This is a genomic window from Nocardioides sp. NPDC006303 (genome assembly GCF_040613175.1).
In the GTDB taxonomy this organism is placed as follows: domain Bacteria; phylum Actinomycetota; class Actinomycetes; order Propionibacteriales; family Nocardioidaceae; genus Nocardioides.
The window spans coordinates 105,299-131,076 of sequence record NZ_JBEXRR010000011.1 but is presented as its reverse complement, the minus strand read 5'-3'; the positions used below and the strand labels follow the sequence as shown (position 1 = coordinate 131,076).

The following is a 25,778-nucleotide window of genomic DNA, read 5'->3' as shown; positions in this document are numbered from 1 at the left end:
GCGTCGCGACGACGAGGTCGATGGTCGGCAGGGCCAGGTCGGCGAGGTCGGGGTGCGGGAAGGAGTAGATCAGCCGCGACTCGTAGAGCCGGTCGATCTCGGGCAGGTCGATGGGCGCGCCGGAGGCCGCCGCGGCCATCGCAGGAGCGGCGCCGACCCAGGCGAAGACGATCGAGTCCTCGCCCTTGAGGTAGCGGTGCGCGCGTACGCCGCCGGTGGCCCGGCCCTTGGCCGGGTACTCGCTGAACGGCGTGGTCTTCACCGAGCCGGTCTCGGTCCCGGGCAGAGCGCTCGACGACCCGGCGACGGTGACGACCGCGGCACCCTCGGGCGCGTCGGCGGAGACGACGCCGAAGAAGACGACCTTGGACCCGTGGGCCATCCGGACGCCGGCCATCCCGCCGGCGCTGCGGCCCTGGGGCCGTACGACGTCCGCCGGGAAGTGGAGGAGCTGGGCGTCGGAGGTGACGAAGACCAGCGACTCGGTGCCGGTGCGCAGCTGGGCGGCGCCGACCACCTCGTCGCCGTCGGCGAGCTTGATGACCTCCCACTCGTCCTTGTTGAGCAGCACTTCGGGGTTGACCCGCTTCACGACACCGAGCTTGGTGCCGAGCGCGATGCCGGGACCGTCGGTGGCCAGCGTCGTGAGCGCGAGCGCCCGCTCGTCGGACTCCAGCGAGAGCAGCGCGGACAGCGGCAGGCCGCCGGAGAGGTTCGGGTCGCCGTGCGTCGGCGGCATCGCCGGCAGGTCGAGCACCCCGAGACGTACGAGACGACCGCGGGAGGTGAGCACGCCGATCTGCCCGCGTGCGGTCGCCGGGACCACCGAGACGATCACGTCGTGGTTGGCGCGCCCCGACCCCGTGGAGAAGGGCTCCGCGTCCGAGGAGCGGGCCAGGAGACCGGTCGAGGAGAGCAGCGCGAAGCACGGGTCGTCGGCGACCTCGAGGCTCATCGCCTCGAGCGCCGGCGTGCCGGCGGAGGCGAGCAGCACGGTGCGCCGCGGCGTGCCGAAGGTCTTGGAGACCTCGCCCAGCTCGTCGGAGACGACCTTCCGCAGCATCTCGTCGTCGCCGAGGATCGAGTCGAGGTATTCGATCGTCGAGCGCAGGTCGTCGCGCTCCTTCTCCAGCTCGATCTTGGAGAACTTCGTCAGCCGGCGCAGCGCCATGTCGAGGATGTACTCCGCCTGCGGCTGGCTCAGGTCGAAGACCGACATCAGCCGCTCCTTGGCCTCGCCGGCGTTGTCGGAGGAGCGGATCAGCTGGATGACCTCGTCGATGTCGAGGATCGCGATCAGCAGCCCGTCGACCAGGTGCAGCCGGTCGGCGGCCCGGTCACGACGGAACTGCGAACGGCGGCGTACGACGTCGTAGCGGTGTCCCAGGAAGACCTCGAGCAGCTCCTTGAGGCCGAGCGTGCGCGGCTGCCCGTCGACGAGCGCGACGTTGTTGATCCCGAAGGAGTCCTCCAGCGGCGTCATCTTGTAGAGCTGCTCGAGGACGGCCTCGGGGACGAACCCGTTCTTGACCTCGATCACCAGCCGGGTGCCGTGCTCGCGGTCGGTGAGGTCCTTGAGGTCGGCGATGCCCTGGATCTTCTTGGACTGCACCAGGACCTTGACGCGCTCGATGATCTTCTCGGTGCCGATGTTGAACGGCAGCTCGGTGATCACGATGCCCTTGCGCCGTCCGAAAGGCTCGATCCGCGTGGTGGCGCGGATCTTGAAGGAGCCGCGGCCGGTCTCGTACGCATCCCGGATCCCGTCCAGGCCGACGATGGTGCCGCCGGTGGGGAGGTCGGGACCGGGGATGAACTTCATCAGCGTGTCGAGCTCGGCGCCGGGGTGCTTGATCAGGTGGCGCGCGGCGGCGATGACCTCGACCAGGTTGTGCGGGGCCATGTTGGTGGCCATGCCGACCGCGATGCCCGTGGCGCCGTTGACCAGCAGGTTCGGGATCGCCGCCGGGAGCACGCTCGGCTCCATCTCCCGCGAGTCGTAGTTGGGCCGGAAGTCGACCGTGTCTTCCTTGATGTCATCGGTCATCGCCTGCGCCGCCGGGCCCATCCGGGCCTCGGTGTAACGCATCGCGGCAGCCGGGTCGTCACCGCCGGGGGAGCCGAAGTTGCCGTGCCCGTCGATCATCGGCAGCCGCATCGCCCACGGCTGCGCCATCCGGACCAGGGCGTCGTAGATCGCGCCGTCACCGTGCGGGTGCAGCTTGCCCATCACCTCACCGACGATGCGGGCACACTTCACGTGGCCGCGGTCTGGACGTACGCCCATGTCGTTCATCGTGTAGAGGATCCGGCGCTGCACGGGCTTGAGACCGTCGCGGGCGTCGGGCAGTGCCCGGGAGTAGATGACGGAGTAGGAGTACTCCAGGAATGAGGACCGCATCTCGTCCCCGATGTCGGTGTCGAGGATGTGCTCCTCGAAATCGTCGGGTACGTCCTGCTTGGTCTTGCCGCGTGCCATAAGGGGCATTGTCTCGAATCCCTGTGCGAATGCCACACCGGGCTCGCCGATTGGGCCCAAGTCGTAGCGGAGCCGCCCTTCCGTACGCCGCACATCCGCGTACATTGGCAGTAGAGATCAATCCGTCCGGAGTCACCGGTTCAACGCACATGGAGGTGCTTGAAGATGGCTGTCACCCAGATCGAGCTCGACACTGAGCTGCTCGAGGAGATCCAGCGGATCTCCGGCGCGACCACGCCCCAGGAGGCGGTGGAGTTCGCCGTACGCGAACTCGTCATCCGCAACCATGAGGGCGACGCTCCCAAGCACGCCCAGAAGCTGGCGCGGAACTGGGACTATGACGGCTGGCGGGTGCTCAACGAGCGCGACCGCGCCAACGTCGTACGTCACTGACACCCGGGGTGTAGACGTACGTCTACACCCCGCCCTATGATGGGTGCATGAACACGATCGGAACCCGGGATCTCAAGCAGAACCCCAACTCCGTGATCCAGCGTGTCCTGGAGACCGGGGAGGAGTTCGAGATCACTGCGCACGGCCACGCGACTGGCGTGCGCTTGGTCCCGACGCACGCGGGTCCGGCCCGCTGGGTCCGCGGCGACGTGCTCAACGCCGACGAGCCCGGCCTCACGCCGGCGGAGACTGATGCGTGGCTCGCTGATGTCGACGACACTTTCGACGACGAGGTCACCGATCCCTGGGACCGCCGGTGATCATCCTCGACACCAACGTCCTCATCGACTTCGACCGCTACCTCTTCGACGCTGGTGAGGCGTACGCAGCCAGCATTCTTTCCCGTGCTGAGCTGGAGTTCGGCGTTCAGGCCGCCACGAGCCCCGAGCAGATCGCGAAACGCACCCAGCGCCTCAACCAGCTCGACGCACGCTTCGACTGGCTGCCCATGGACAAGGAATCGACGCGGTCCTATGGCCTCGTCGCGGCCGGAGCCAAGGCGACGGGCGCCAAGGTCAGAGGCAAGGACGCCCTGATCGCCGCGCAGGCACACCGCCACGGCGCCGGCGTCATGACGCTGAACGTCGATGACTTCAAGCCCTTCGCACATCTGGTCACGGTCCTCACGCCGACGCCACGTCTGGGCATCGTGGACTGAGCGGCGACTGGTGCGTACCGCTAGATTTCTCTCGTGACCGCGCAGCAGACCCCGCCGTACCCCTCCCACTGGGAGGCGGACGTGCTGCTGCGCGACGGGCGGACGGCCCACATCCGACCGATCCGGTCGGCGGACAAGGACCTGCTGGTCGACTTCTACGACCACCGGGTCAGTGACGAGTCGAAGTACTACCGCTTCTTCTCGCCGATGCCGCACCTGTCCGCCCGCGATGTCGCGCGCTTCACCGAGGTTGACCACAAGGACCGGGTGGCGTTCATCCTGACCCTGCGGGGCCGGATGATCGCGGTCGGGCGCTACGACGTGGTCAAGCCCGGCGAGGCCGAGGTGGCCTTCCTCGTCGAGGACGACTACCAGGGCCGGGGGATCGCGCAGATCCTCCTCGAGCACCTCGCCCAGGCCGGGCGCGAACGCGGAGTCACCAAGTTCACCGCCGACGTTCTCCCCGACAACGCGCGGATGATCCAGACCTTCCGCGACGCCGGCTACAAGGTGGCCAGCGTCTACGAGGACGGGGTCATCTCGCTGCAGTTCGGGATCGACGTCACCGACACCGCGGTCGGCCGCCTCGCCCTGCGCGAGCACGAGGCCGAGTCCGCCTCGATCCACCGCTTCTTCAACCCGCGCTCGGTCGCGGTCATCGGCGCCAGCCGGCGGCAGGAGACCGTCGGCCAGGCACTCGTGCGCAACCTGGTGATCGGCGACTTCACCGGCCGGGTCTACATGGTCAACCCCAGCTCCACCGCGGTCAGCGGAATGCCGGCGTACAAGAGCGTCCAGGACATCCCCGACGACGTCGACGTGGCGATCGTCGCGGTGCCGGCCGACGCCGTCCAGGACGTCGTGCTCGACTGTGCCGCCAAGGGTGTGCACGGGCTCGTGGTCATCTCCAGCGGCTTCGCCGAGACCGGCGAGGAGGGCCGCCAGCGGCAGCGGCGGCTGGTGAACCTGTCCCGCTCCTACGGGCTGCGGCTGATCGGGCCCAACGCGCTCGGCGTCATCAACACCGACCCGCAGGTCAAGATCAACGCCAGCCTCGCCCCGACGATGCCGCCGCGCGGCCGCGCGGGCTTCTTCTGCCAGTCGGGTGCGCTCGGCTCCGCGATCCTGGAGAAGGTCAACAACCGGGGCCTGGGCCTGTCGACCTTCGTCAGCGCCGGAAACCGCGCCGACGTCTCCGGCAACGACCTCCTGCAGTACTGGGAGGAGGACGTCTCGACCGAGGTCGTGATGATGTACCTGGAGTCGATCGGTAACCCGCGGAAGTTCTCCCGCATCGCCCGCCGCGTCTCGCTGCGCAAGCCGATCGTCGCCGTCCGCTCCGGCCGCACCACCCAGGGTGTGCCGATGGGCCACGCGGTCCGCAAGATCAGCGCCCCGCCGGCGGCCGTCGATGCGATGTTCCGCCAGGCCGGGATCATCCAGGTCGACACCCTCGACGAGATGTTCGACGTCGCCCAGCTCCTCGCCCACCAGCCGCTTCCGCGCGGCCGGCGGGTGGCCATCGTCGGCAACTCCGACGCCCTCGGTCTGCTGGCCGCCGACGCGGCCGTCTCGGCGGGTCTGCAGGTCAACAAGCAGGTTCCGCTGCCCACCGAGCCGAGCGCCGAGGACTTCGAGGACGCGCTCGACGCGGCCATCGACGATCCCGAGGTCGACGCGGTGATCTCGGTCTACATCCCGCCGCTCAACGTCTCCGGCGAGGAGATCGCCAACGTGCTCGCCGCGGTGGGGGAGCAGTCCGACAAGCCGCTGGTCACCAGCTTCCTGGGTGCCGAGGGTGTCCCCGAGCTGCTCCGTGTCCCCGACGTAGCCGGCTCGACCGCTGGTCGCGGCTCGGTGCCGTCCTACTCCTCGGTGGAGTCGGCCGTACGCGCACTGGCCAAGGTCGTGGAGTACGCCGTGTGGCTGCGCTCCGCCGACGGCGAGACCCCGTGGCTCAGCACCGACGAGTGCGACCCGCGCACGGCGCGCAAGATCGTCACCGACGTGCTCGCCGCGCGCCCGGCCGGGGGTGACCTGAGCCGCGAGGACCTGGGCATGGTCCTGGCCGCGTACGGCATCAAGCTGTGGAACACCCACAGCGTCAGCACCCTCGAGGAGGCGATCGCCGCCGGCGAGGACCTCGGTTGGGGTGTCGTCCTCAAGGCGACCGTCGAGAGCGTCCGGGAGCGGCCCGACCAGGCCCACGTCGTACGCAACATCGACGACGTCGACGAGATGACCGAGGCCTGGGAGCTGATCACGAGCCGGATCCCGCCGGAGACCGGCGGGTTCACGGTGCAGCGCACCGCGCCCCCGGGGGTCCCGGTCGCGATCCGCTCGATGGAGGACCCGCTGTTCGGCCCCGTGGTCTCCTTCGGCATCGCCGGCCCGATCACCGAGCTGGTGGCCGACAAGGCCTACCGGATCCCGCCGCTGTCCGAGCGCGATGCCGCCTCGATGGTGCGCGAGATCAAGGCCGCGCCGATGCTCTTCGGCTACCGCGGCGGCGACATGGTCGACGTCGACGAGATCGAGCGGCTCGTGCTCAGGGTCGCCCAGCTGCAGAACGACCTGCCCCAGATCTCCTCCCTCGACCTCTCGCTGGTCCTCGTCGGGCTCGAAGGATCCGCCGTCCTCACCGCCAGCGCCAGGGTCGACCTGGTCGCCGATCCGCGCTCCGACTGGTTCGTACGACGCCTCAACCCTGCGGTGGGCGACACCCTTCCTGGCTAGGCGGCCTGTGGCGCGCCGTGGAAGGATGGGTGTCATGAGCACCCGCACCGATGATCTCGACCGCGCCGACGACCTGCGCGCCGAGATCGACCGCACCGGCTACTACCCCGAGGTGGTGGCCGACTGCGTCGCCTCCGCAGTGGCCGGAGAGAAGGTGTCCTCCTTCTTCCTGCACCACGAGCCGACGTTCGACCGTGACGAGGTGCGCCGCCACCTCTCCGTGCTTGTGCTGACCCCGACGCGGCTGATCCTGGCCCACACCGACGAGCACGCCGGCGACGACCTGCTGCCCGAGCCCTACACCTCGACGTCCACCGAGGCCGTCCGCATCGACTCGGTCAACTCCGTGGTGGTGACCCGGATGATCACCAACCCGACCAAGGGATCGAGCAAGCCGGCCGAGGTGGTCATGACCATCGGCTGGGGCGGTGTCAACCGCGTCGACCTGGAGCCCGCGGGCTGCTCCGACCCCAACTGCGACGCCGACCACGGCTACACCGGCGTGCTCACCCCCGACGACTTCTCGCTGCGCGTCTCGGCCGCCGCCGACGGTCACGACTCGGTCGACCGCCTGCTCTCCTTCGCAGAATCGCTCTCGGCTCGCACGCACAACCGGTGAGGGGACGCGTGAGCGAGCGTCAGCGAGCGAACCATCGGAACGTCACGGGGTCACATCCGTATTCTGGCGCTTGCGCTACGGATGTGGCCCCGTGACCGGGTTCGTCGCCCCCGCCTACGGGGAGCGCTCACTGGGTGATGTCCTGCCGGCGGTCGCCGCCGCGATGGGCATCCCGTTGGGCACCTCCGAGGCGCGACCTGGTCTCGAGCTGCCCTCCGCTGCTGCGTACGTCGTCTTCCTGGTCGACGGGATGGGCACCAACCTGCTGCGACGCTATGCGCACGCCGCGCCGTTCCTGGCCTCGCTGAGCGAGGACCAGGAGGCCGGTACGGCCGGGGTGCCGTCGACGACGGCGACCAGCCTCACCTCGTTCGGCACCGGGCTGACGCCCGGCGGGCACGGGCTGGTCGGCTACACCTCCCGGATCCCCGGCACCGAGCACCTGCTCAACGCGCTGCAGTGGCGCAAGGACGTCGATCCGGTCGAGTGGCAGCCCAACCAGACCGTCTTCCAGCGGCTGGGCGAGGCCGGCGTGCCGGTCACGGTGATCAACAAGCGCGTCTTCGGCGGCTCGGGGCTGACCATCGCCGCCCACCGGGGCGCGGAGTTCGTCGGCGCCGACCGGGTCGGCGAGCGGATCGCCTCGGCGGTCGCGCTCTCGCGCGTGCCGGGGTCACTGACCTACCTCTACGACGGTGACCTCGACTGGACCGGCCACAAGTACGGCGTCGCCTCCTCGCCCTGGCTGCAGCAGCTCTCGATGATCGACGCCGAGGCCGAGCAGTTGCGGGACGCCCTGGACCCGTCCGTACGTCTCCTGGTGCTCGCCGACCACGGCATGGTCGACTCGCCCGCCACCTCCCGCACCGACATCGACGATTTCCCCGAGCTCCGCCACGGGGTCGCACTGGTCGGCGGCGAGGCCCGTTTCCGGCATCTCTACTGCTCGCGCGGCGCGGTCGAGGACGTGGTCGCGACCTGGTCGGAGACGCTGGGGGACAAGGCCGACGTGATGACCCGGGAGACCGCGATCCGGCGTGGCTGGTTCGGGCCGGTCACCCCCTCGGTGCTGCCGCGGCTCGGCGACGTCATCGTCGCCTCCCACGGTGAGCACGCGGTGGTATCGACCAGCCTGTTCCAGTACGAGACGACCCTGGTCGGGCTGCACGGATCGCTGACCCCGGACGAGATGCTCATCCCGCTGCTGGTCTCCTGACTCGCCGAGCGGGAATGACTGGCCGTTCTAATGGTTACAACCAACGTATCCATTAGAGACACTCGTCGTGTCCGGCGGAAAGGTTTGTCATGGGTGAGCACAGAGTCGACGAGGGCCGGCGATGACCGGGCGCTACGGGCAGGTCGCGTTCACGCCGCTGGTGACCGAGCACCAGACGATCCACGGGAGCGCCGGCGCGTACGCACGGATGGCGGAGGCGGGTGACGCGCCGGACCGGATCGGCAGGGGCGAGGCCGCGTTCATCACCTCGCGGGACAGCTTCTTCCTGGCGACCGTCAGCGAGACCGGATGGCCCTACGTCCAGCACCGCGGCGGACCGCCCGGGTTCCTGAAGGTCGTCGACGAGACGACGCTGGGGTTCGCCGACTTCCGGGGCAACCGGCAGTACATCACCCGCGGCAACCTCGATCACGACGAGCGGGTCTCGCTGTTCCTGATCGACTACCAGCTGCAAGCGCGGATGAAGATCTTCGGTCGTGCGCGGGTCGTCGAGCTCGAGGACGACCCCGAGCTGGTCGGCTCGCTCGCTCCGGCCGGGAGCTCGGCGCGCGTGGAGCGTGGGATCCTGATCGACGTCGAGGCGTTCGACTGGAACTGCAAGCAGCACATCCCGCAGCTGGTGCCCCTGGAAGCCGCTCGGCACACCGTCGCCGAGCTGACCCAGCGGATCAGCGAGCTCGAGGCCGAGCTGGCCGCCGCGCGTGGCGTAACGGCCGAACCCTAGACTGACCATTAGAACTGACCAACCGAGATCGATGACGGAGGAGTCGGCGGTGGAGCTGCAGGTGCCGGTGCTGTACCCGACCCAGCCTCGGGCCGTACGTCTCATGAACACGATCTGGGCCGACCGGACGGGCGTGCACGACTCGCTGGAGAGCGTGGCGCACCTGGAGGCCTGGGCCGAGGAGGCGGGCCTCGGCCGCCACCCAGACCTGAACGAGCACGACCTCGGCCGGACCCGGGCGCTGCGCGACGCCCTGCGCCGGCTGGCCGCCGACGTGACCGCCGACGGCCGGCCGCACAGCGTCTCCGAGGCGCTCAGCACAGAAGCGGCGCTCGCGGTGCTCAACGAGTTCATGTCCCACTGCGCGCCGACGCTCCGCCACGGTGCGCAGGGCGGCTACGAGCGCGAGTGGCTCGCCGACGGCACCGGGCCGCAGCGGGAGCTGAACCTGGTGGCGCTGGAGGGGTCCGAGGTGCTGGCCCAGCACGCGCCCCACGAGCTGAAGGCGTGCGGCGGCCCCGGCTGCGTCCTGTACTTCGTCCGCGACCACCCGAGGCGCGAGTGGTGCTCCGCGGGCTGCGGCAACCGGGCACGGGTCGCGCGCCACTATCGGCGGAACATGTCCAGCTCTGAGGGTCCTGCCACGAGCCGCAGCGCAGCCCACTAGGCTTCCGCAAGTGGCTGAGCTGACCTTCTGGACCGGGACGATGGACGCGGGGAAGTCGACTCTCGCGCTGCAGACCAACCACAACCACGCGACTCGCGGCAGGGTGGGGCTGATCTTCACCGCCCACGACCGCTCCGGCGAGGCGGTGGTCACCTCGCGGCTGGGTCTGACCCACGACGCGATCGAGGTAACCGACGACTTCGACTTCTGGCGCCACGCCGTCGACGCGTTGACCCACGGCGCTCGGATCGACTACCTCATCTGTGACGAGGCCCAGTTCTACACGCCCGAGCAGATCGAGGCGCTGGCGAAGATCACCGACGAGCTGCAGATCGACGTATTCTGCTTCGGCATCCTCACCGACTTCCGCACCCGGCTCTTCCCGGGCGCCGCTCGTCTGGTCGAGCTCGCCGACCGTACCGAGGTGCTGCAGGTCGAGGCGCTGTGCTGGTGCGGCAAGCGGGCCACCCACAACGCCCGGGTCGAGGACGGCGTCATGGTCACCGAGGGCGACCAGGTCGTCGTCGGCGACACCGACGAGGCCCCCAGTGCGGTCTCCTACGAGGTCCTCTGCCGCCAGCACCACCGCCGCCGCCTGACCGCGGCCCGGGCCCAGTCGGTCTCCCTGGTGCCCGAGCCGCTGCCGTTCGGCTGACCCGCCACGCCGGCCGAGCCGCGAGGCCGCCTGCGGCCGAGCGTGGCGGCTCCGGCGGCTCGACCAGCGAGGGCTAGCGGTTGAGCGTCGGCATGGGCACGTCGGCGTACCTCGTTCCGACGGGGGTGCTCTGGGTGTCGAGCTGGACGCCGGGGCGGCCGTTCTCGACGACGTAGGTCGCGCGGGTGGAGATCGGGGCGCCCGGGCGCTGGACGTACGGCACGACCCGGAAGTCGCTGGAGAGCTCCTCGGGCGTGACCTTGACGCGTACGTAGCCGCGCTGGCTGTTGAAGAACTTCAGGTGGTCGTTGGCCCGCAGCAGGGTCTCGCCGCCGGTGGTCATGTCGGCGCCGTCGCCGCCGCTGGCGATGGAGGTGCCGACGAACTCGCTGCCGACGACCGCCGACTCGGGGTCGTCGTAGTCGGCCAGCAGGTTGCTGGCGTAGTTGTGGTGGCGGTCGCCGGTGATGACGACGAGGTTCTCGATGCCGCTGGTGCGAGCGCCCTCGAGGAGCCGGTTGCGGTTGGCGACGTAGCCGTCCCAGGGGTCCATGTAGAGGGTCTTGGCCTCGGTCTCGTCGAGGTCGGTCTCGGCCATCGGTGCTTGATTGGCGAGCACCTGCCAGCGGGCGGTCGACTGACGCCAGTTGCGCTGGAGCCACGCCTCCTGCTCGAAGCCCATCATCGAGCGCGACGGGTCGTAGATGTCCGGCGTGAGTTCCGGGCTCGCGGGGTCGGAGCCGTCGGCGTACGCCTGGTCGTCGCGGTACTGGCGGGTGTCGAGCACGTTGAAGTCGACCAGGTCTCCGTAGCGCAGGCTCCGGTAGATCTGCATGTCCGGACCGTCCGGCAGCGAGCTGGCCCGGAACGGCAGGTGCTCGTAGTAGGCCTGGAAGGCAGCCGTACGCCGCGGCATCCACAGTTCGCCCTGCGACTGGCTCCGCTCCTCGGGGGTCTCGTCGGCCCAGTTGTTCTCGACCTCGTGGTCGTCGGGAGCGACCACGAAAGCGTGGGACTGGTGAGCGGCCATCAGGTCCGGGTCGGACTTGTAGAGGCCGTACTGCAGGCGGTAGCGCGCCAGGTCGAGCGTCTCCCCGCCGATGGCGGGGGAGACCGGGGTGTTGCGCCAGTTGTTCTCGGGAGTCACGCCGGACTCGTACAGGTAGTCGCCCAGGTGGAAGACGACGTCGACGTCCTCGTCGGCCAGGTGCCGGTAGGCGGTGTAGAAGCCATGGCTGTAGAGCGCGCAGGATGCGAACGCGAAGCTCATCTGGCGGGGCGAGGAGCCGTACGTCGGGGCGGTCCGGGTGTGGCCCGTCTGGCTGACCTCGCCGGCGGCCAGGAAGCGGTACCAGTAGTCGCGGCCGGGGCGCAGGCCCCAGACCTCGGGATGGACCGAGTGGCCGAAGTTCGGGGTGGCGGTGACGGTGCCGGACTTCACGACCTTGCGGAAGCGGGGGTCCTCGGCGACCTGCCAGCGGACCTTGACCGGCTCCTGAGGCATGCCGCCCAGACCGTCGGCGGCGAGCGGTTCGGGGGCGAGGCGAGTCCAGAGGACGACGGAGTTGGGGAGCGGGTCGCCGGAGGCGACGCCCATGGTGAACGGGTAGCCGGAGAGCGACGTGGCGCCCTTGACGGACACCGCGTCGGCGGGGATCGAACCGGTGCCGAGCAGCATGGCCGCGGATGCGGCGAAGCCGGTCGTAGCGGTGCTGGAGAGGAGGGAGCGTCGGCTCAGCGAGTCGGGCAGGAGCATCGGGGGGCCTCCGAGAAGGGTGGAAGTGCTTGCCTCCACTCACTTCATCGGGGGCGCGTGAACTGCGCCCGACCCGCTGCCGACTCTGTCGGGTCGGGTCGCCGACGTAACACGGACCGGCCGATGGCCGGTCCGTGAACGGGTTCACACCAGTCGGTTCACTCCGACTTGCCGCCGCCGAACATGATCTCGTCCCAGCTCGGGACCGAGGCGCGCTTGCGGCGCGCGGACGACTTCTTGGCCGGCTTCTGCTGAGCCTCGTCGGACTGCTCGGACTCGGCAGGAGCCTCGGCGGCCGCGGGCTCGACGACCGCCGGCTCGAGCTCGGGTTCGGGCTCGGGCGGGACCGGCGCCTGCTTGCCGGTCGGGGACTCGTCGCCCAGGAACGCCTCGAGCGGGGTGTCGACATCGACCTGAGCCGTCTTGGCCGGCTTGGCCTCCTTGACCGGCTGGGGAGCCGGGGGAGGAGTGACCGGAGCCGGTGCCGGGGCGGGCGCGGCCGGCGCTGCCGGAGCCTGCGCTGCCGGGGCCGACGGGGTCGAGCTCTGCGCGCGGCGACGCCGCGCGGCGAGCATGTCGTCGGTGATCGGCTCCGGCTCGGGCGCGGCAGCCTCGAGCTTCTCGCCGGTCAGCCAGCGGGCGTCGTCGTTGTCGAGCTCGACGAAGTTGCCGGGGGCGTCGTAGGTCAGCTCGGCGATGCCCGAGCGCTCGGGGGTCTCGTACTCACCGGTGAGCTTCCAGCGTCCGTCAGGGCGTCGGTAGGAGTCCCAGTTGACCGACTCGGGGTCGACGTACATCGTCTGGAAGTGGGCGCTGACCGCCTCGCCCAGGGTGCGGGCGGTGCTGGCGGCCTCACCGGGCCGACGGCGCACGGAAGCCTGCTGGGCGCGCTGTGCCATGTGCTCGCGCTCGGCGAGGACGGGACCGGCGAAGGCCAAGATCTTCTCGACCGTGGTGCCGGCGACAGCGGCGACCTCCTCGGCACTCTCGCCCGAACGAATACGGGTCTGAATGTCACGGGGCCGCAGGCTGCTGCTCGGGGTCTTGTTCACGGTTTGCTCCGATCGGCGGGTCGACACAGCCTCGAGTGCTGCACGGAGACGGTCGTCGATGTCGGCGGTGTATTCACGGTCCTCGTCATCGACGAGAAGCATGCGTAAACCATCGTCACTGACCGAGATGAGCCGCAGAAGGACGGGACCAGCCTCATCCGGAGCCTGCTCTTCGAGCTGGCCCGGAGTCAGGGGCAATCCTTCGGCTGACATCCTCTTCTCAATTCTAGATACGGTTGTGACGACCCTACGCCACAGACCTGCATCGTATTGGGTGGCCGTGCGGCGTGGCCGTGGCATTTGGGGTTTTTGGTACGAGCGAGGCGACCATTCGGTGGTGGAACAGACGCTGACCCTCCTCGTGCTCGACCTGGTCGGGTGCTTCGTCTTCGCGCTCTCGGGCGGCCTGATGGCGGTCCGCAAGGAGCTCGACATCTTCGGCGTGATCGTCCTCGCCTGTGTCACCGGTCTCGGCGGCGGCTTCCTGCGTGACATGGCCATCGGCGCGACCCCGGTCGCGGCGCTCTCCGACTGGCGCTACCTCGTGGTGCCGATGGCGGCCGGTCTGCTGACGTTCTACTTCCATCCCGCGCTGGGGCGGCTCGGGCCGATGATCAACGTCTTCGACGCCCTGGGCCTGGGGCTGTTCGTCATCGCGGGGGCGGTCAAGGCACTCGACTTCGGGCTCTCCCCGCTCTCGGCCGCGGTCATGGGGCTGGCCACCGGCGTGGGCGGCGGGGTGATCCGCGACGTGCTCGCCGGTCAGGTGCCGATCATCCTGCGCCGCAGCGTCTTCTACGCCATCCCCGCCTTCGCCGGTGCGGCGATCGTGGCCTTCGGCCTGTTCCTCACGCTGCCGCAGCCGCTGGTGATGGCCACCGCCTTCGTCGTCTGCGCCGGCTGGCGGCTGCTGGCGATGTGGCGCCACTGGGAGGCGCCGTTGCCGAGGGGTTCCGCGTCGGTCTGAACCTCAGTGGTCCGAGCAGCAGGGGATCTGGTGGCGCACCTCGAACGGCACCAGACCGGCGGCGGAGCGTTGGACCAGGAGTACGCAGCGCCCCTCGCGCCACATCGGCCGCGCGAACCCGGTGAGATCTAGGGTGTCGCCCGGCTCCAGCGAGATCCCGGCCAGGCCCTCGACGGCGTCGACGACGCTGTCCGCCTCGACCGCGGCCACTGTGGTCACGGTCTCGATCGCAGTGCGTCCCGGGTAGCGGGCCAGCCGCCCGGCGCTGCGCGCGGCGGCCTCGTCGATCGCGGGGGAGTCGAGGGTGACGTACGCCTCGGGGAGCTGGTCCGCGAGGAGCGCGGTCAGCTCCTCGACCGCCGGGCCATCGGGCCAGTCCAGGACGGCGACGAAGCGGCCGGTCGGCTCGCGCACGACATGGGTGCTGATGACGTACGCATCCTCGGGCTGCCCCGCGCCGAGCACCTCCTCCAGGCGATGGACGAGGTGCTCGGCGGCGGCGAGGTCCCGGGCGTCGGCATCGACGGCCAGGGGTCGGGTGGTCATCGAGTCGGGACGACCCAGACCGGGTTGGTGTAGAACCACAGGTCGACCCACGGGTCCGCGTCGCCGACGACGTCGATGGCGGGACCGGCCGGGTCGATGCTGGCGCCGAGGTAGCCGGGCTGGGACCGGTTGGCGTCGGTGCCGCGGACACGCACGTAGAACGCCTCCTCGACGCGACCGAGGTCGTAGCGCAGCTGGAAGGTGCCGGTGCGGCCCGAGGTGTCGGTCTGCTCGATCACCTTCGTGTCGGGCGCCTTCCAGGTGTCGCGGTCGGAGACGTACGTCGGGTCGACCGCTCCCCGGATCACGTCGACCCGGTTGAGGCTGGGGAGGAACTGCGACCAGTTCGGGACGTCCTGGGCGGCGATGGTGACGACCAGCGAGATCCGGCTGCCCTTCTTCGCCTTCAGGGTGCCGCCGAGGCTCTCCGAGCCACCGTCGGAGGAGACGACGCGTACGTCGACCGACTTCACCAGCGCGCCGTGGTCGACCCAGACGCGGCCGTTGCGCAGGCCCTTCATGACCGCGCCGTAGCTGCGCTCGGAGGCGCCGACGTGGGTGCGGCTGTAGTAGCCCGGCCAGAAGTCACCGGCGGTGGTGTTGAGAAAGCCGGCGTAGACCGGGTCGCCGTAGCGGCCGTTGGCGTTGAAGGAGGCCGAGTCCGACCCGTCGGGGCGGCGCGAGGTCGTGCCCCAGTTGACGTGGGAGTCGGAGTTGGCGCTGATCGACCACGGCTTGCCCTCGGCGAGCAGCGAGTCCCACAGGCCACCGACGGTCGAGGTGAACCAGTCGAAGCCGCCCCAGGAGCGGTAGGACTCGGCGGGGTAGCCGGGGAAGGAGTTCGGGCCGGCGGAGTTGCCGTAGTAACCACGGGCGCTGCCGGGGCCGTAGCCGGCAGGCAGCCCTGCCGCCTGGTGGCCGGGCGCGCCCTCCCAGCCGATCGCGATCCGCGGGTCGGCGTCGCGCCAGGCACGCACCTCGTGGGGGCTGTCGATGCCGTTGCGGGCGGGGTGGTTGGCCAGGAAGAGCGCGTCCGCGACGCGGCGCTTGTCGACCTGCTTGCCGAGCCACTGGATGCCGGCGACGGCGAGCGCCTCGTTCTGCGGGGAGTTGCCGCTGGCGCCCTTGACGGAGCCGTCGTAGTCGTTCTCGAACTGCTTGAGCACCGCGACCTCGTTGGCGCCCGGCGCGACGAAGACGGTGCCGTGCTCGGCGGCCGGGATGTTCCACTCCAGACCCTGGAAGATCAGGGTGTCCTTGAGCACCTTGCGCGCGGCCACGATGTCGGGGTTGACCAGGTCGACGCCGAGCTTGGCGTGGGTCGCACCACCGTGGTCGGTGATGACCAGCCAGTCCAGGCCGTACGCAGCGCCGTGCTGTGCCTGGTCGATGACCCGGTACATCGCATCCGAGCTGTACTGGGTGTGGATGTGGTGGTCGCCGGCGAGCCAGTGCCGGATCGTGGCCCGGTTGCCGCTCCTCGCGGTGGCGGTCGTGGCGGTCTCGGCCATCGCCGGGGTCACGCCGGTCATGCCGGCCATCCCGGCGGTCACCGCACCGGCGATGCCGGCGGCGCGGAGCAGGTTTCGCCGGGTGACCTCGGCGGGACGCAGGTCGTTGTCGGACGCGTCCGAGGAGGCGGCGAGGGTGATCTCGTCGACCTCGTGGGAGTGAGTGTGGTCATGGCCGTGCGCGTGGGCGTGGTGGTGCCCGTCCGGCCCGTGCGAGTGGGGGTGGTGCTCGTGTGACACGTTGAAACCTCCGCTTGGGATAAGGCGTCTCCCGCATGCCCGAGCAGCGGCGCTCAGAGCAAAGCGGTGCCGGATGGCCGCCGTACGTCCGCGCGTTGCCCTCCCGGTGAAATTTTGCCGAGGCGTCACCCCCGTTGGCCGAGTGGTCGCTTGCGCGGGCCGAGGCGTCACGCGCCTTGCAAGTAAGGCTAGCCTTACTCGTGTGACGACCACCGACCGCCGCAACGAAGACGCCGAGACGCTCGCCGACCTCCTCGGAGGCGCGCGGGGTGCGATCGACGCCACCGTCCCGCCGGTCGCGTTCGCGGCCGGCTGGCTGGTCAGCGGAGAGCTGTGGATCGCGACCGTGGTGGCGGTCGCGGTGGCCGCGATCGTGGCGATCTGGCAGTGGCGCAAGGGTCGCAAGCCGCGCGCGGTGCTGCTTGGCGTGGCCGGAGTCGCGGTCGCGGCGATGATCGCGCTACGTACGGGCCGGGCGGAGGACTTCTTCGTGGTCCAGCTCGCCGCCAACGCGGCCAGCGCACTGGTATGGGCGGTCAGCATCGCGTTCCGCTGGCCGCTGCTCGGCGTGGTCGTCGGTCTGGTCCTGCGTCAGCGCGGCGCCTGGCGTCGCGACCCCGTCCTGCTACGGGGCTATGCGCTGGCGAGCTGGGTCTGGGTCTGTCAGTACGTCATCCGGGTCGCCATCTTCGGCCCGCTGTGGTGGTCGGGCGACGTGGTCGCCCTGGCCATCGCCCGGGTCGCGCTCAGCTGGCCGCTGGTCGCGCTGTGCCTGCTGGTGAGCTGGGTCGTCCTGCGGCGCTCGCTGCCCGAGGACCATCCCGGGCTACGCCATCCTCAGGTGAGCGCTGCCTGAAGCAGGTCGTGGAGCCGCCGGGTGGCGCGCTGCTGGTCACCCTCGCGGACCACGAGCGCCAGCCCGGCCCTCACTTCCGCGTCGATGATCGGCGTCGCGACCAGATCGGTCCCGGCGGCCATCGACTCGGCCAGCACGCAGACACCCAAGCCGCGGGCGGTCAGTCCCAGCAGCGTCTCCGGGTTGGACCCGGACAGGTCGACCTTCGGCTCCACGCCTGCCCGCGCGCACGACTGCTCCAAGGCCGTGCGGATGCCCGTGCCCGGCGGGATGCAGAGCACCGTCTCCTCGCGGAGGTCGGCGAGCCTCGGCCGGGCGCCGGCGAGACGGTGGCCAGCCGAGGTGATCACCGCGAGCCGCTCGTCGCTGACGGACTCGGTGGCGAGGCCGTCGATGACGGGTCCCGCGTGGGAGATCAGGCCGAGGTCGAGCTCGCCGGCCAGCGTACGTCGCTGGAGGCGGTCTGAGGTGTCCTCGACGAGCTCGACGCTGACCCCGGGATGCTCCCGGTGGAAGGTGGCGACGGCGTCCAGGAAGCCGGGGATCGTGCAGCCGGCGATCATCCCGAGGCGTGCCTGGCCGTGGATCAGGTCGCTCAGCTCGTCGGCGCTCTGCCGCACACCCTCGACCGCCCGGATCGCGTCGCGGGCGCGCGGGAGGAGCGTCTCGCCGGCGTGGGTGAGACGTACGTTGCGGGGACCCCGGACGAGCAGGTCATGGCCGAGCTCGCGCTCGAGCTTGGCCAGCTGGGCGCTGATGCCCGACTGGCTGACGTGGAGGCGCTGCGCCGCGGCCGTGAACGAGCCGTGGTCGACGACGGCGACGAAGTAACGGAGCTGTCCGATTTCCATCACTGTTGATGCTAGCAAGCAGCAGAACTATCTGTTTGAGTGTTCGCTTACGTCGGGACAGGCTGGGAGATGAAAGCCGAACCGACCTGAGGAGATCCGATGACCGCAACCGCTGCCGAGCTCGCCGAGGCGTACTTCACCGCCTGGCAGGAGCGCGACTTCACCCGCCTGCGCTCACTGCTGGCCGACGACGTGAGCTTCGCCGGCCCGCTCGCCACGATCGAGGGCGCCGACGAATGTGTCGCCGGACTGGAGGGCATGGCCCAGGTGCTCGACAAGATCGAGGTGAGGGAGCGGCTCGCCGACGGGCCGAGCGTGATCACCTGGTTCGACCTGCACACCACCGTCGCCGAGCCCGCCCCCACCGCCAACTGGATGCGTGTCGAGGACGGGCTGATCACCGAGATCCGGGTCGCCTTCGACCCGCGCGGGATCCTCGCCGCTCGCGGCCGGACGGGCTAGGCGACCTGCTCGTCGCGCGGCTGGGTCCGGGCGGTCTCGCGGATGACCTCGGCCACCAGGTCGGGGTCATCGTTCATCGGTACGTGACCGCAGCTCGCCAGCCATCGGTGGGTCGCGTGTGGAAGCCGCCGCGCGGCCACCTTCGCCTGATAGGGGAGCAGCGTGAGATCGCGCGACGCCCAGGCGACGGTGGTGGGGACACAGGTCTGCGTCGGCCCCGGGTAGCTGTAGCGGTAGACACCGCTGAAGAACGTCTTGATCCCCTCGCGCGAGGCGACCATGTTGGCCGTGTCGGCGGCAGCGACGGCAGGATCGAGCCGCTCCGGGTGGGCGAAGAAGCAGCCCATCGTGACCGTACGCGCCACCCTCGACTGCAGCAGCGACCCCGCCACCGGCGCCAGCGGCCGCGCAACCGCCTGGATCCCGGCGAACAGGCCTCTGACGTAGAGGTAGTCGACGCCGTTCATCCAGAACCCGGCAGGGGAGAGCGCCGTCACCGACCGTGCGTGCCCGGCATCGGCCATCTCCAGCGCGAGCAGCCCACCGAGACTGTTGCCGGCGACGTGCGGCCGCTCGATCCCGAGCTCCTCTCGGAGCTTGTTCAGCTCGTGGGCCACCGCCTCCCGCACCGTACGGCCCGCCAGATCGAACGCCGGCGACTCACCGTGCCCCGGCAGATCGATCGTGATCACCTCGAACTCGTCGGCCAGCCGCTCCACCACCCCACCCCACGCCTGCCTGCGGTGCGCGATGCCATGGATCAGAAGCAGCGGCTCCCCGCTGCCGGTCCGTTCGTACGCGAGCATCTTCGCTCCTTCGGTTGCATCCACGTGTCCTGCCGATGGCCGGGAGCCTACGTCCGGCATGGCCCGAATGTGGGTCCGGTGAGCGGATGCGCTAATGTTTCACCCGCAACGCGTGATTGGCGCAGTGGTAGCGCACCTCGTTCACACCGAGGGGGTCACTGGTTCGAACCCAGTATCACGCACCACCTCGAAAAGGCCGTCTGACCTGCTGAGAAGCAGATCAGGCGGCCTTTCTGACTTGCCTCGGCATCGGGTATGCATCGGTGTGCCCGCTGCGTCAGACAGGCACGATGACTCGCTGGAGCGAAGCGACCACGCACATCACCCGACTCGTGCGTGAGTACGGGCTAAGTACGGGCTTTGTGCGGGAACGGCGAGACCGCGCGGCGCCATACGTTGAGAGCTCGCGCTAATTAGAAGGAGGGCATATGCCTGCACTGCTCAGAAAGTTCACCGCCGGCGTCGTCTTCGCTGCCTTGGCAACGGTCGTCGGAGTCGTTGTCGCCACACCCGCGCAGGCAGCGTCGCACTACGGTTGCAGCTATCCGAACCTGTGCCTCAAGAACGGGACGTACAGCACTGGTGACGCAATCTGGTACGGCTCGGCATCCGGCTATCGCAACCTCCCGTCAGGCGATCAGAACAAGGCTGACTCTGTCATCAACACCAAGAACAACGACTCGATCTGGCTCTTGGATACCGGCACCAGCCCGGACGCTTACATCTGTATCCCCGCAGACACCTACGTGAATCTCGGCAATTACAGCCACACGTTGCGAGGCCCGAACGAGACATGGGCGAACGACGCGGACACGGTGATGATCTGGCCGGATTCTGACAACGGAATGTGCAGGAACCCCCAAGGCGTCGACACCGACCGAGTGCAGCAAGGCGCGGTTTCGAACGGTTGGCGACCATAACCTGTTGTTCAGCGTTTCAATATCCTAGAAGGCCGTCTGACCTGCTGCGAAGTAGGTCGGGCGGCCTCCTGGTCGGCGTGTATCGCCATGGCCGACGATTCCTTCAGCGGAGAAGCTTCACCGAGTTGATCGGGGTGATCGACCCTTCCTCAAGATGAGATATGTGGCGCGTCCACGCGGTAATTGCCCTCGGTGATCGGGAAGAAGGGCGCGGTGCTCATGCAGTGCGGAGCGTCCCGGAAGCCCGAGACCCACCAACTCCAGCCGACCTGGTCGCGCCGTCCGTGGTCCTGGATGGTCAGGCCAACTCGGACTCCGCTCGGGTCCTGGTTGGGCAGGCCTGGACCTCGGGTCCACGCCACGGTGCCGGTCGCCACGGCCACTCCGTTGCTGGCCATGAGGCAGCTGATGTCGCCGCCGAAGTGAGAGAGCAGGGTGCCGTCAGGCTTCAGGTGCTTGACCTCGAAGGTCCCGCCGGCGAGCCATGGCTTCGCGTTGGGCGCCGAGCCGCGCACCTGGAAGGAGACCAGGTCGCCCGCCAGGCTGCCGGATCCCAGGGTTCCTCCTCCGGAACCGGCGACGCTCGCCACTTCTTGGTTGGGTGAACCTGGCGCGTGGCTCAGGGCGGAGGCCGACCCCGCCGTGGTCAGGGTCATCGCCAGCGCGGTGGCTGCCACCGCCCATCGTCTTACCTGTGCAGGCATGCGTGTGACTCGTCCTTTCAGAGGTGTCGCGTGCCTTCCTGACGAATCAGCGAGCCGAAACGTGACAGGCGTGCTCACCGAGCTCGCCTCCGGCCGGCGTCAGGAGAGCGAGTCGGCCTGCAGGGCGAGGAAGAGATCGACCCTGCCGTCGGTGGTCCGGACATCCCGTCGGGTGAGCTCCGCGAGCCTCCCGAGTCGGTTGCGGAGTGTGTTGACATGGATGTGCAACCGCTCCGCAGTGGCCCCGTAGTGGCCGTCCAGCTCCAGGAACGTACGGAGCGTGGATTCGAGGTCGCCGCTGCGATCTTGAGCGCGGAGCTCGCCCAGCACACCGCGTGCGAAACGCCCGAGCGTCTCCCGGTCGAGCATGGCGACCAGAAGCCGGTGGCTGTCGACGTCGCCGAACTCCTGCACCACTGGCCCGTCCGCCTGGGCCTGCATGGCGCGGCAGGTCTCCCGTGCCTGCATGAGCATGGTGCCGAGGCCGGCCGAAGTCGGGCTCACTCCGCCGATGGCGACCAGCACGCGGCCGGCGCCGCGGGTGCGGAAGATTCTCCGTTGGAGCTCCTCGCCGACCGCGCGGAGGGACATCCGTCCTGCCTGTGGCCACGAGACGAACGCGATCGTCTCCCGCGAGCCGCCGACGACCAATGCAGCGAGCCCCTGGTCGAGCAGGAGGTCGGTGACGGTCTCGGCGTCGTGGGACATCTGTCCCGTTGCCGCGGACGGTCCCGCGATGGCGAGGACGGCGACGGGGCCGGTGGGATCGACGCCGAACGTACGGAGGCGCTCGGCGACATCGGCCTCGCGGCTCGGACCCGCCTGCACCATGTCGAGGACCTCGGCCGCGAACCGTTGCTCGATCGCGTGCACGGCCTGCTGCTTGGCGGCCTCCAGGCTGAGGTACGTACCGGCCTGCTCGAGGGCGGCGACCTCGTTGGGCGCCAGGTCGCGGTAGGCCCGGAGGCAGAAGAGGCCCGCGTCGATGTCCGCGAGGGCCGTGACGAGGAAGATCGAAGCCGTTGTCCCGTCGAGTTCGGTCTCCAGGGGAGGTGGGTGCCGGGTGAGGGCGCGCGTCGCATCCCTCAGCTGGGCGGGGGAGAGGTCCACCTGTGTGCCCGCGAGCTGGTGTCCCGTCCGATCGACCACGACGAGCGGAAGGTCGTGGTCCTGCCGTACGACCTGGAGGATTCCGGCCGCTCCCGCCCCGCGGGAGATCGCCGAGGCCAGGGCACCGCTGCGCCGCACCGTCCCCGAGAGCTCGCTCAGGCGTGACTCCGCGAGCAGCGTCGCCGCGGCTCGGGTGACCGCGGTGAAGGGCACCTCGATGGAGATCTCGGCAAGTGGCAGCCCGATACGCCTGCATGCCTCGATCAGCTCGGGCGGGGTGGCGGGCGTCTCCTTGCGCAGCCCGAAGACGATGCCGGCGGCATCGGCGCGGTGTACGGCGTCGACGAAGGACGTGGGGTCGGCCTCGTCGAGCCAGACACCGTTGGTGAGGACCAGCTCCCCCGGCCGGACGTACGGCGCGGGGTCGGCCAGTTCGGTGTTGTGAAGCCAGAGCAGCTCCCGGTCCGTACCTTCACCTTCGCCCGGGACGAGCAGATTGAGCTCCAGCTCGGCCTGCTCCAGCAGGCGGTGCAACGACAGCATGACTGTGATTATCCACCGTGATGATCGTGATGTCTGTCGACATCTCCAATGACCGGATGCGCTGAATCCTGGTTCTCTGGGCGACTCGACCAGCACATCGCTCCGGAAGGGATCTGCTTTGACCCCCATCACCCTCGCTGCGCGCACCGGCCGGGCCTTCCGGCTCGGTGTGGGTGACTCGATCGCCATCGTCAACCTGTTCGGCCAGCAGGTGGTTGACACCTGGGCGGTCAGCGCCGTCGACCCCGCAACGGTGCTTTCGATGGCCCACACCCGGATGGCGAACGGGCGCCTTGCCGTCGAAGCGGGCGACGCGTTGGTCGGCTCCGACCGTGAGCCGATGCTGACACTCGAGTCCGACACGTCCGAAGGTCACCACGACACCCTGATCCCCGCGTGCGACCCGGCTCGATACCTGCAGCTCGGCGCCATCGGCCACCATGACAGCTGCGCGGCCAACTTCCGCGACGCTCTGCAGGAGCTCGGAGTCCCAGTGCCGGGCCAGGTTCCCCAGCCGCTCAACCTGTTCATGAACGTTCCTGTCGGCACCGATGGGACTCTGCGCATCGAGCCACCGATGAGCCGACCCGGGGATCGAGTCACGCTGCGTGCCATCCAACCGGTCGTGCTGGTGCTATCAGCCTGTCCTCAGGACCTGGCGCCCACCAACGGTGCCCACCATGCGCCCCGTGACGTCGAGCTGAGGCTCCAGCCGTCCCACGACCACGCGGGCGGACGTTCGTTGTCATGATCGCTGAGCTGATCTCCAGGTTCGGCCGCGTGGAGGACACGCCGACCGGCGTACTCGAGGACGTTCTCCGGAGCCTCCGGAACGAGAAGCATGTGTACACGTGCGTCGTGCCCGGCGAGGCGCGCAAGCACGCGGCCGCATCCACCGAGCGCTGGCTGGAAGGACGCCCGGCCGGATACCTCGACGGCCTCCCGGTCGCCGTCAAGGACTGCATCGACGTGGCCGGCATGCCCACGACGAACGGATCGGTCGTGGACGCGTCACCGGCGCCGGTCGTACGTGATGCCGGGATCGTTCAGGCCCTGCGGGCGAGCGGCGCTGTCCTGATCGGCAAGACGAACCTGAGCGAGCTCGCCTTCTCGGGAGTGGGGACCAACCCGCACTTCGGGTCACCCGCCAATCCGCTGTCGGGCCTGGAGCCGCTGATCACCGGAGGCTCCTCATCAGGGTCTGCGGCAGCCGTCGCGTCGGGACAGGTACGCCTCGCCCTCGGCACCGACACCTCGGGCTCGGTCCGGGTGCCGGCCGCGTTCTGCGGGATCGTCGGCTACAAAGCGTCCGAAGGGCGCTTCCCCCGAGACGGCGTACGGACGCTGTCACCCGCCCTGGACAGCATCGGGCTCCTCACCCCGACCGCGGCCGATCTCGCCTTCGCGGCCGCCGCTCTCGATCCCGGCACCGGCTCGTCCTACCCCCGGGCGGCCGGCCCGGTACGACTGGTGGTGCCCGAGGACGAGGTGGTCACGGACGCCGCGCCCGAGGTCGCGGCCTGGTTCGGCGACGCTGTCGAGGAGATCGCCGGCCTCGACGGCATCCTGATCGAGCGGCGCCGTCTCCCCGTGCTCGCCGAGGCCCAGGAGCTGATGGACCGCCACGGCACCCTGGTCGCTGCTGAGGCTTTTGCCGGCTACGGCCGGCTCCTCGACGGTTCGTCGGCCGCGTCGCTCGACCCGGCCGTCGCGCGTCGCCTTCGCAGTGCGTCAGGCGTGGTCCCCACGATCGGGCCAGTCCGTGCGCGCATGACCGAGCTGCGGGAGCAGGTGGCGGTCGAGCTCGCCGGTGGCCTTCTGCTGTGCCCCACCGTCCGTCATGCTCCACCGGCGGTCTCGGTGGTCACCGCGTCCGCCGACGCCTTCGATCGGTGGAACGCCCGCATCCTGCGTACGACCATGCTGCTCAGCTATCTCGGCATGCCCGGCGTGAGTGTGCCCCGCGGGGACGGCCGTCGGCGGGGGTTCGGGCTCCTCGTCTCAGCGCCCGCTGGCCACGATCCCACAGTCATCCGGGCCGCCCAGCTGCTCGACGACCTGCCCAAGAAAACATCACCAAGAGAACAGATGGGAACCATCCGATGATCGACACCTCTGACCGACACCCAGCCCTTCAGCCCCGCTTGCTGGGCTCGATGGACCTTGCCAACCGGCTCGCGGTCGCACCGATGACGCGCATCTCAGCAACGTCGGCAGGTGTGCCCACCGAGCTGATGGCTGACTACTACGCGGAGTTCGCTGCCGGCGGATTCGGGCTGCTCATCACGGAGGGCATCTACCCTGATGCCGCCTACAGCCAGGGATACCTCGACCAGCCGGGCCTGGTCACCCAGGAGCACATCGACGGGTGGCGAGCGGTCACCGACCGCGTACACGCCGAAGGAGCGCACATCGTCGCCCAGCTCATGCATGCCGGCGCCCTCTCCCAGGGCAACCCCTACCGTGCGGAGACGCTCGCGCCGTCGGCAGTCCAGCCGCGCGGCACGATGATGCCGGCGTACGGCGGCATCGGCCCCTGGCCGCTGCCGCGCGAGGCCACCAGTGACGACATCGCCGAGGTGGTCGAGGGGTTCGCCGCAGCGGCCCGCAACGCCGCCGAGGCGGGCTTCGACGGCATCGAGGTGCATGCCGCGAACGGCTACCTGCTCGACCAGTTCGTGACGGAGTACACCAACCTCCGGACCGACCAGTACGGCGGCTCGACGGTCAACCGCATCCGGTTGACAGCCGAGGTCGTCGAACGGATCGCCGCGGAGGCGCCGGAGGGCTTCACCGTCGGCGTCCGGGTCTCGCAGACCAAGGTCAATGACGTGGTCTACCGCTGGTCGGGCGGTGCCGAGGACGTCGTCGTCATTGCTGAGGCCCTCGCGAAGGCCGGCGCCCACTACATCCACGTCGCGAGCGAAGGACGATCCTGGTTCGAGACCGCGCAGCTCGACGACGGATCGACCGTCACCGGGCTGGCCCGCGAGGTGTCTGGGCTCCCGGTCATCGCCAACGGCGGGATGCACGACCGGGATCAGGCTGCGCGCGTGCTCGCCGAAGGACACGCCGACTTCCTGGCCATCGGGCACGTCGCGCTCGCGAACCCGGACCTGCCGCGTCGGTTGGCCGCCGGTGACGAGCTGGCCGAGTTCGACCCGGCCATGCTGCGGCCAAGTGTCACAATCGAGTCCAGCATCCGGTGGCGACAGGCGGGATGAGC

25 protein-coding genes and 1 tRNA gene are annotated in these 25,778 nt (G+C 69.6%); 17 read left to right on the top strand and 9 right to left on the bottom strand.

Translation table 11 applies throughout. The features are described from left to right. Nucleotides 1–2,479: DNA topoisomerase IV subunit A (locus ABZY89_RS11585; RefSeq protein WP_355227237.1), on the bottom strand; the 2,479-nt coding region annotated here is incomplete at its 3' end. 165 nt (nt 2,480–2,644) lie between these two features. Here ABZY89_RS11585 and ABZY89_RS11580 point away from each other — a divergent pair. The 9 genes from ABZY89_RS11580 to ABZY89_RS11540 all read left to right on the top strand — a co-directional run bounded on the left by ABZY89_RS11580 (nt 2,645) and on the right by ABZY89_RS11540 (nt 10,228). After that, the gene (locus tag ABZY89_RS11580) at nt 2,645–2,872 is read left to right on the top strand and encodes a type II toxin-antitoxin system VapB family antitoxin (protein WP_160024211.1); all 228 of its coding nucleotides are present in this window, start codon (nt 2,645–2,647) and stop codon (nt 2,870–2,872) included. Nucleotides 2,873–2,919: 47 nt separating this feature from the next. Next, nucleotides 2,920–3,192 (top strand): hypothetical protein, encoded by a 273-nt coding sequence (locus ABZY89_RS11575; protein WP_355227236.1) that lies wholly within the window; start codon nt 2,920–2,922, stop codon nt 3,190–3,192. Beyond that, the gene (locus tag ABZY89_RS11570) at nt 3,189–3,590 is read left to right on the top strand and encodes a PIN domain-containing protein (RefSeq protein ID WP_355227234.1); all 402 of its coding nucleotides are present in this window, start codon (nt 3,189–3,191) and stop codon (nt 3,588–3,590) included. Before ABZY89_RS11575 ends, ABZY89_RS11570 begins: the two co-directional genes overlap by 4 nt. Nucleotides 3,591–3,623: 33 nt before the next feature. After that, entirely contained in the window at nt 3,624–6,326 is a 2,703-nt protein-coding gene (locus ABZY89_RS11565; RefSeq protein WP_355227232.1) for a GNAT family N-acetyltransferase, read from the top strand. A 34-nt stretch (nt 6,327–6,360) separates the two neighbouring features. After that, a complete protein-coding gene (locus ABZY89_RS11560) occupies nt 6,361–6,945 on the top strand; it encodes a DUF5998 family protein (RefSeq protein WP_141804060.1) in 585 nt (194 codons plus the stop codon). Nucleotides 6,946–7,036: 91 nt separating this feature from the next. Continuing rightward, the gene (locus tag ABZY89_RS11555) at nt 7,037–8,161 is read left to right on the top strand and encodes a nucleotide pyrophosphatase/phosphodiesterase family protein (RefSeq protein WP_355227230.1); all 1,125 of its coding nucleotides are present in this window, start codon (nt 7,037–7,039) and stop codon (nt 8,159–8,161) included. Nucleotides 8,162–8,282: 121 nt separating this feature from the next. Beyond that, the gene (locus ABZY89_RS11550; protein ID WP_355227228.1) at nt 8,283–8,906 is read left to right on the top strand and encodes a pyridoxamine 5'-phosphate oxidase family protein; all 624 of its coding nucleotides are present in this window, start codon (nt 8,283–8,285) and stop codon (nt 8,904–8,906) included. Between the two features lie 49 nt (nt 8,907–8,955). Continuing rightward, on the top strand, nt 8,956–9,573 hold the full coding sequence (locus ABZY89_RS11545; RefSeq protein ID WP_355227227.1) for an ABATE domain-containing protein: 618 nt from the start codon (nt 8,956–8,958) through the stop codon (nt 9,571–9,573). A 10-nt stretch (nt 9,574–9,583) separates the two neighbouring features. After that, entirely contained in the window at nt 9,584–10,228 is a 645-nt protein-coding gene (locus ABZY89_RS11540; RefSeq protein WP_355227226.1) for a thymidine kinase, read from the top strand. A 73-nt stretch (nt 10,229–10,301) separates the two neighbouring features. On the opposite strand, the gene ABZY89_RS11535 is transcribed toward ABZY89_RS11540, so the two are convergent. Together ABZY89_RS11535 and sepH are read right to left on the bottom strand one after the other, a co-directional pair. Continuing rightward, complete coding sequence (locus ABZY89_RS11535) at nt 10,302–11,984, bottom strand: alkaline phosphatase D family protein (protein WP_355227225.1); 1,683 nt, start codon at nt 11,982–11,984, stop codon at nt 10,302–10,304. A gap of 158 nt (nt 11,985–12,142) precedes the next feature. Continuing rightward, nucleotides 12,143–13,249 carry a septation protein SepH gene (gene sepH / locus ABZY89_RS11530; RefSeq protein WP_355227223.1) on the bottom strand — a complete coding sequence of 369 codons (1,107 nt, stop codon included), beginning with the start codon at nt 13,247–13,249 and terminating at the stop codon, nt 12,143–12,145. Nucleotides 13,250–13,373: 124 nt separating this feature from the next. On the opposite strand from sepH, the gene ABZY89_RS11525 reads away from it, so the two are divergent. Next, nucleotides 13,374–14,003 carry a trimeric intracellular cation channel family protein gene (locus ABZY89_RS11525; protein WP_355227221.1) on the top strand — a complete coding sequence of 210 codons (630 nt, stop codon included), beginning with the start codon at nt 13,374–13,376 and terminating at the stop codon, nt 14,001–14,003. A gap of 3 nt (nt 14,004–14,006) precedes the next feature. Here the strand turns inward: ABZY89_RS11525 and ABZY89_RS11520 are convergent, their stop codons facing one another. Next, on the bottom strand, nt 14,007–14,549 hold the full coding sequence (locus ABZY89_RS11520; protein WP_355227220.1) for a hypothetical protein: 543 nt from the start codon (nt 14,547–14,549) through the stop codon (nt 14,007–14,009). Continuing rightward, on the bottom strand, nt 14,546–16,300 hold the full coding sequence (locus tag ABZY89_RS11515; RefSeq protein ID WP_355227218.1) for a histidinol-phosphatase: 1,755 nt from the start codon (nt 16,298–16,300) through the stop codon (nt 14,546–14,548). Before ABZY89_RS11515 ends, ABZY89_RS11520 begins: the two co-directional genes overlap by 4 nt. Nucleotides 16,301–16,502: 202 nt before the next feature. On the opposite strand from ABZY89_RS11515, the gene ABZY89_RS11510 reads away from it, so the two are divergent. Then, nucleotides 16,503–17,156 carry a DUF3159 domain-containing protein gene (locus tag ABZY89_RS11510; protein ID WP_355227216.1) on the top strand — a complete coding sequence of 218 codons (654 nt, stop codon included), beginning with the start codon at nt 16,503–16,505 and terminating at the stop codon, nt 17,154–17,156. Here ABZY89_RS11510 and ABZY89_RS11505 read toward each other — a convergent pair. Then, on the bottom strand, nt 17,138–18,007 hold the full coding sequence (locus ABZY89_RS11505; protein WP_355227215.1) for a LysR family transcriptional regulator: 870 nt from the start codon (nt 18,005–18,007) through the stop codon (nt 17,138–17,140). The genes ABZY89_RS11510 and ABZY89_RS11505 overlap by 19 nt on opposite strands. Nucleotides 18,008–18,106: 99 nt before the next feature. On the opposite strand from ABZY89_RS11505, the gene ABZY89_RS11500 reads away from it, so the two are divergent. Beyond that, nucleotides 18,107–18,469, top strand: a complete 363-nt coding sequence (locus ABZY89_RS11500; RefSeq protein ID WP_355227214.1) for a nuclear transport factor 2 family protein — start codon at nt 18,107–18,109, stop codon at nt 18,467–18,469. Here the strand turns inward: ABZY89_RS11500 and ABZY89_RS11495 are convergent. Beyond that, nucleotides 18,466–19,275, bottom strand: coding sequence for an alpha/beta hydrolase (locus ABZY89_RS11495; RefSeq protein ID WP_355227212.1), 810 nt, complete (start codon nt 19,273–19,275; stop codon nt 18,466–18,468). The genes ABZY89_RS11500 and ABZY89_RS11495 overlap by 4 nt on opposite strands. 110 nt (nt 19,276–19,385) lie before the next feature. Between ABZY89_RS11495 and ABZY89_RS11490 the strand changes: the two genes are divergently transcribed. Then, nucleotides 19,386–19,460, top strand: a tRNA-Val gene (locus ABZY89_RS11490). Between the two features lie 243 nt (nt 19,461–19,703). Beyond that, nucleotides 19,704–20,195 (top strand): hypothetical protein, encoded by a 492-nt coding sequence (locus ABZY89_RS11485; protein ID WP_355227210.1) that lies wholly within the window; start codon nt 19,704–19,706, stop codon nt 20,193–20,195. Nucleotides 20,196–20,344: 149 nt separating this feature from the next. On the opposite strand, the gene ABZY89_RS11480 is transcribed toward ABZY89_RS11485, so the two are convergent. Both ABZY89_RS11480 and ABZY89_RS11475 read right to left on the bottom strand, forming a co-directional pair. After that, nucleotides 20,345–20,899, bottom strand: a complete 555-nt coding sequence (locus ABZY89_RS11480) for a hypothetical protein (RefSeq protein WP_355227208.1) — start codon at nt 20,897–20,899, stop codon at nt 20,345–20,347. A 99-nt stretch (nt 20,900–20,998) separates the two neighbouring features. Beyond that, nucleotides 20,999–22,552, bottom strand: a complete 1,554-nt coding sequence (locus ABZY89_RS11475; protein WP_355227207.1) for a PucR family transcriptional regulator ligand-binding domain-containing protein — start codon at nt 22,550–22,552, stop codon at nt 20,999–21,001. A gap of 118 nt (nt 22,553–22,670) precedes the next feature. Between ABZY89_RS11475 and ABZY89_RS11470 the strand changes: the two genes are divergently transcribed. From ABZY89_RS11470 to ABZY89_RS11460, 3 genes are read left to right on the top strand one after another with little or no spacing between them, the layout of a single operon-like run. After that, entirely contained in the window at nt 22,671–23,303 is a 633-nt protein-coding gene (locus ABZY89_RS11470; protein ID WP_355227206.1) for an urea carboxylase-associated family protein, read from the top strand. Next, nucleotides 23,300–24,658: an amidase family protein gene (locus tag ABZY89_RS11465; protein ID WP_355227204.1), complete on the top strand. Its 1,359-nt coding sequence runs from the start codon at nt 23,300–23,302 to the stop codon at nt 24,656–24,658. Before ABZY89_RS11470 ends, ABZY89_RS11465 begins: the two co-directional genes overlap by 4 nt. Next, entirely contained in the window at nt 24,655–25,776 is a 1,122-nt protein-coding gene (locus ABZY89_RS11460) for an NADH:flavin oxidoreductase (protein WP_355227203.1), read from the top strand. The genes ABZY89_RS11465 and ABZY89_RS11460 overlap by 4 nt, the downstream gene beginning before the upstream one ends. The last annotated feature ends 2 nt before the right edge of the window (nt 25,777–25,778 follow it).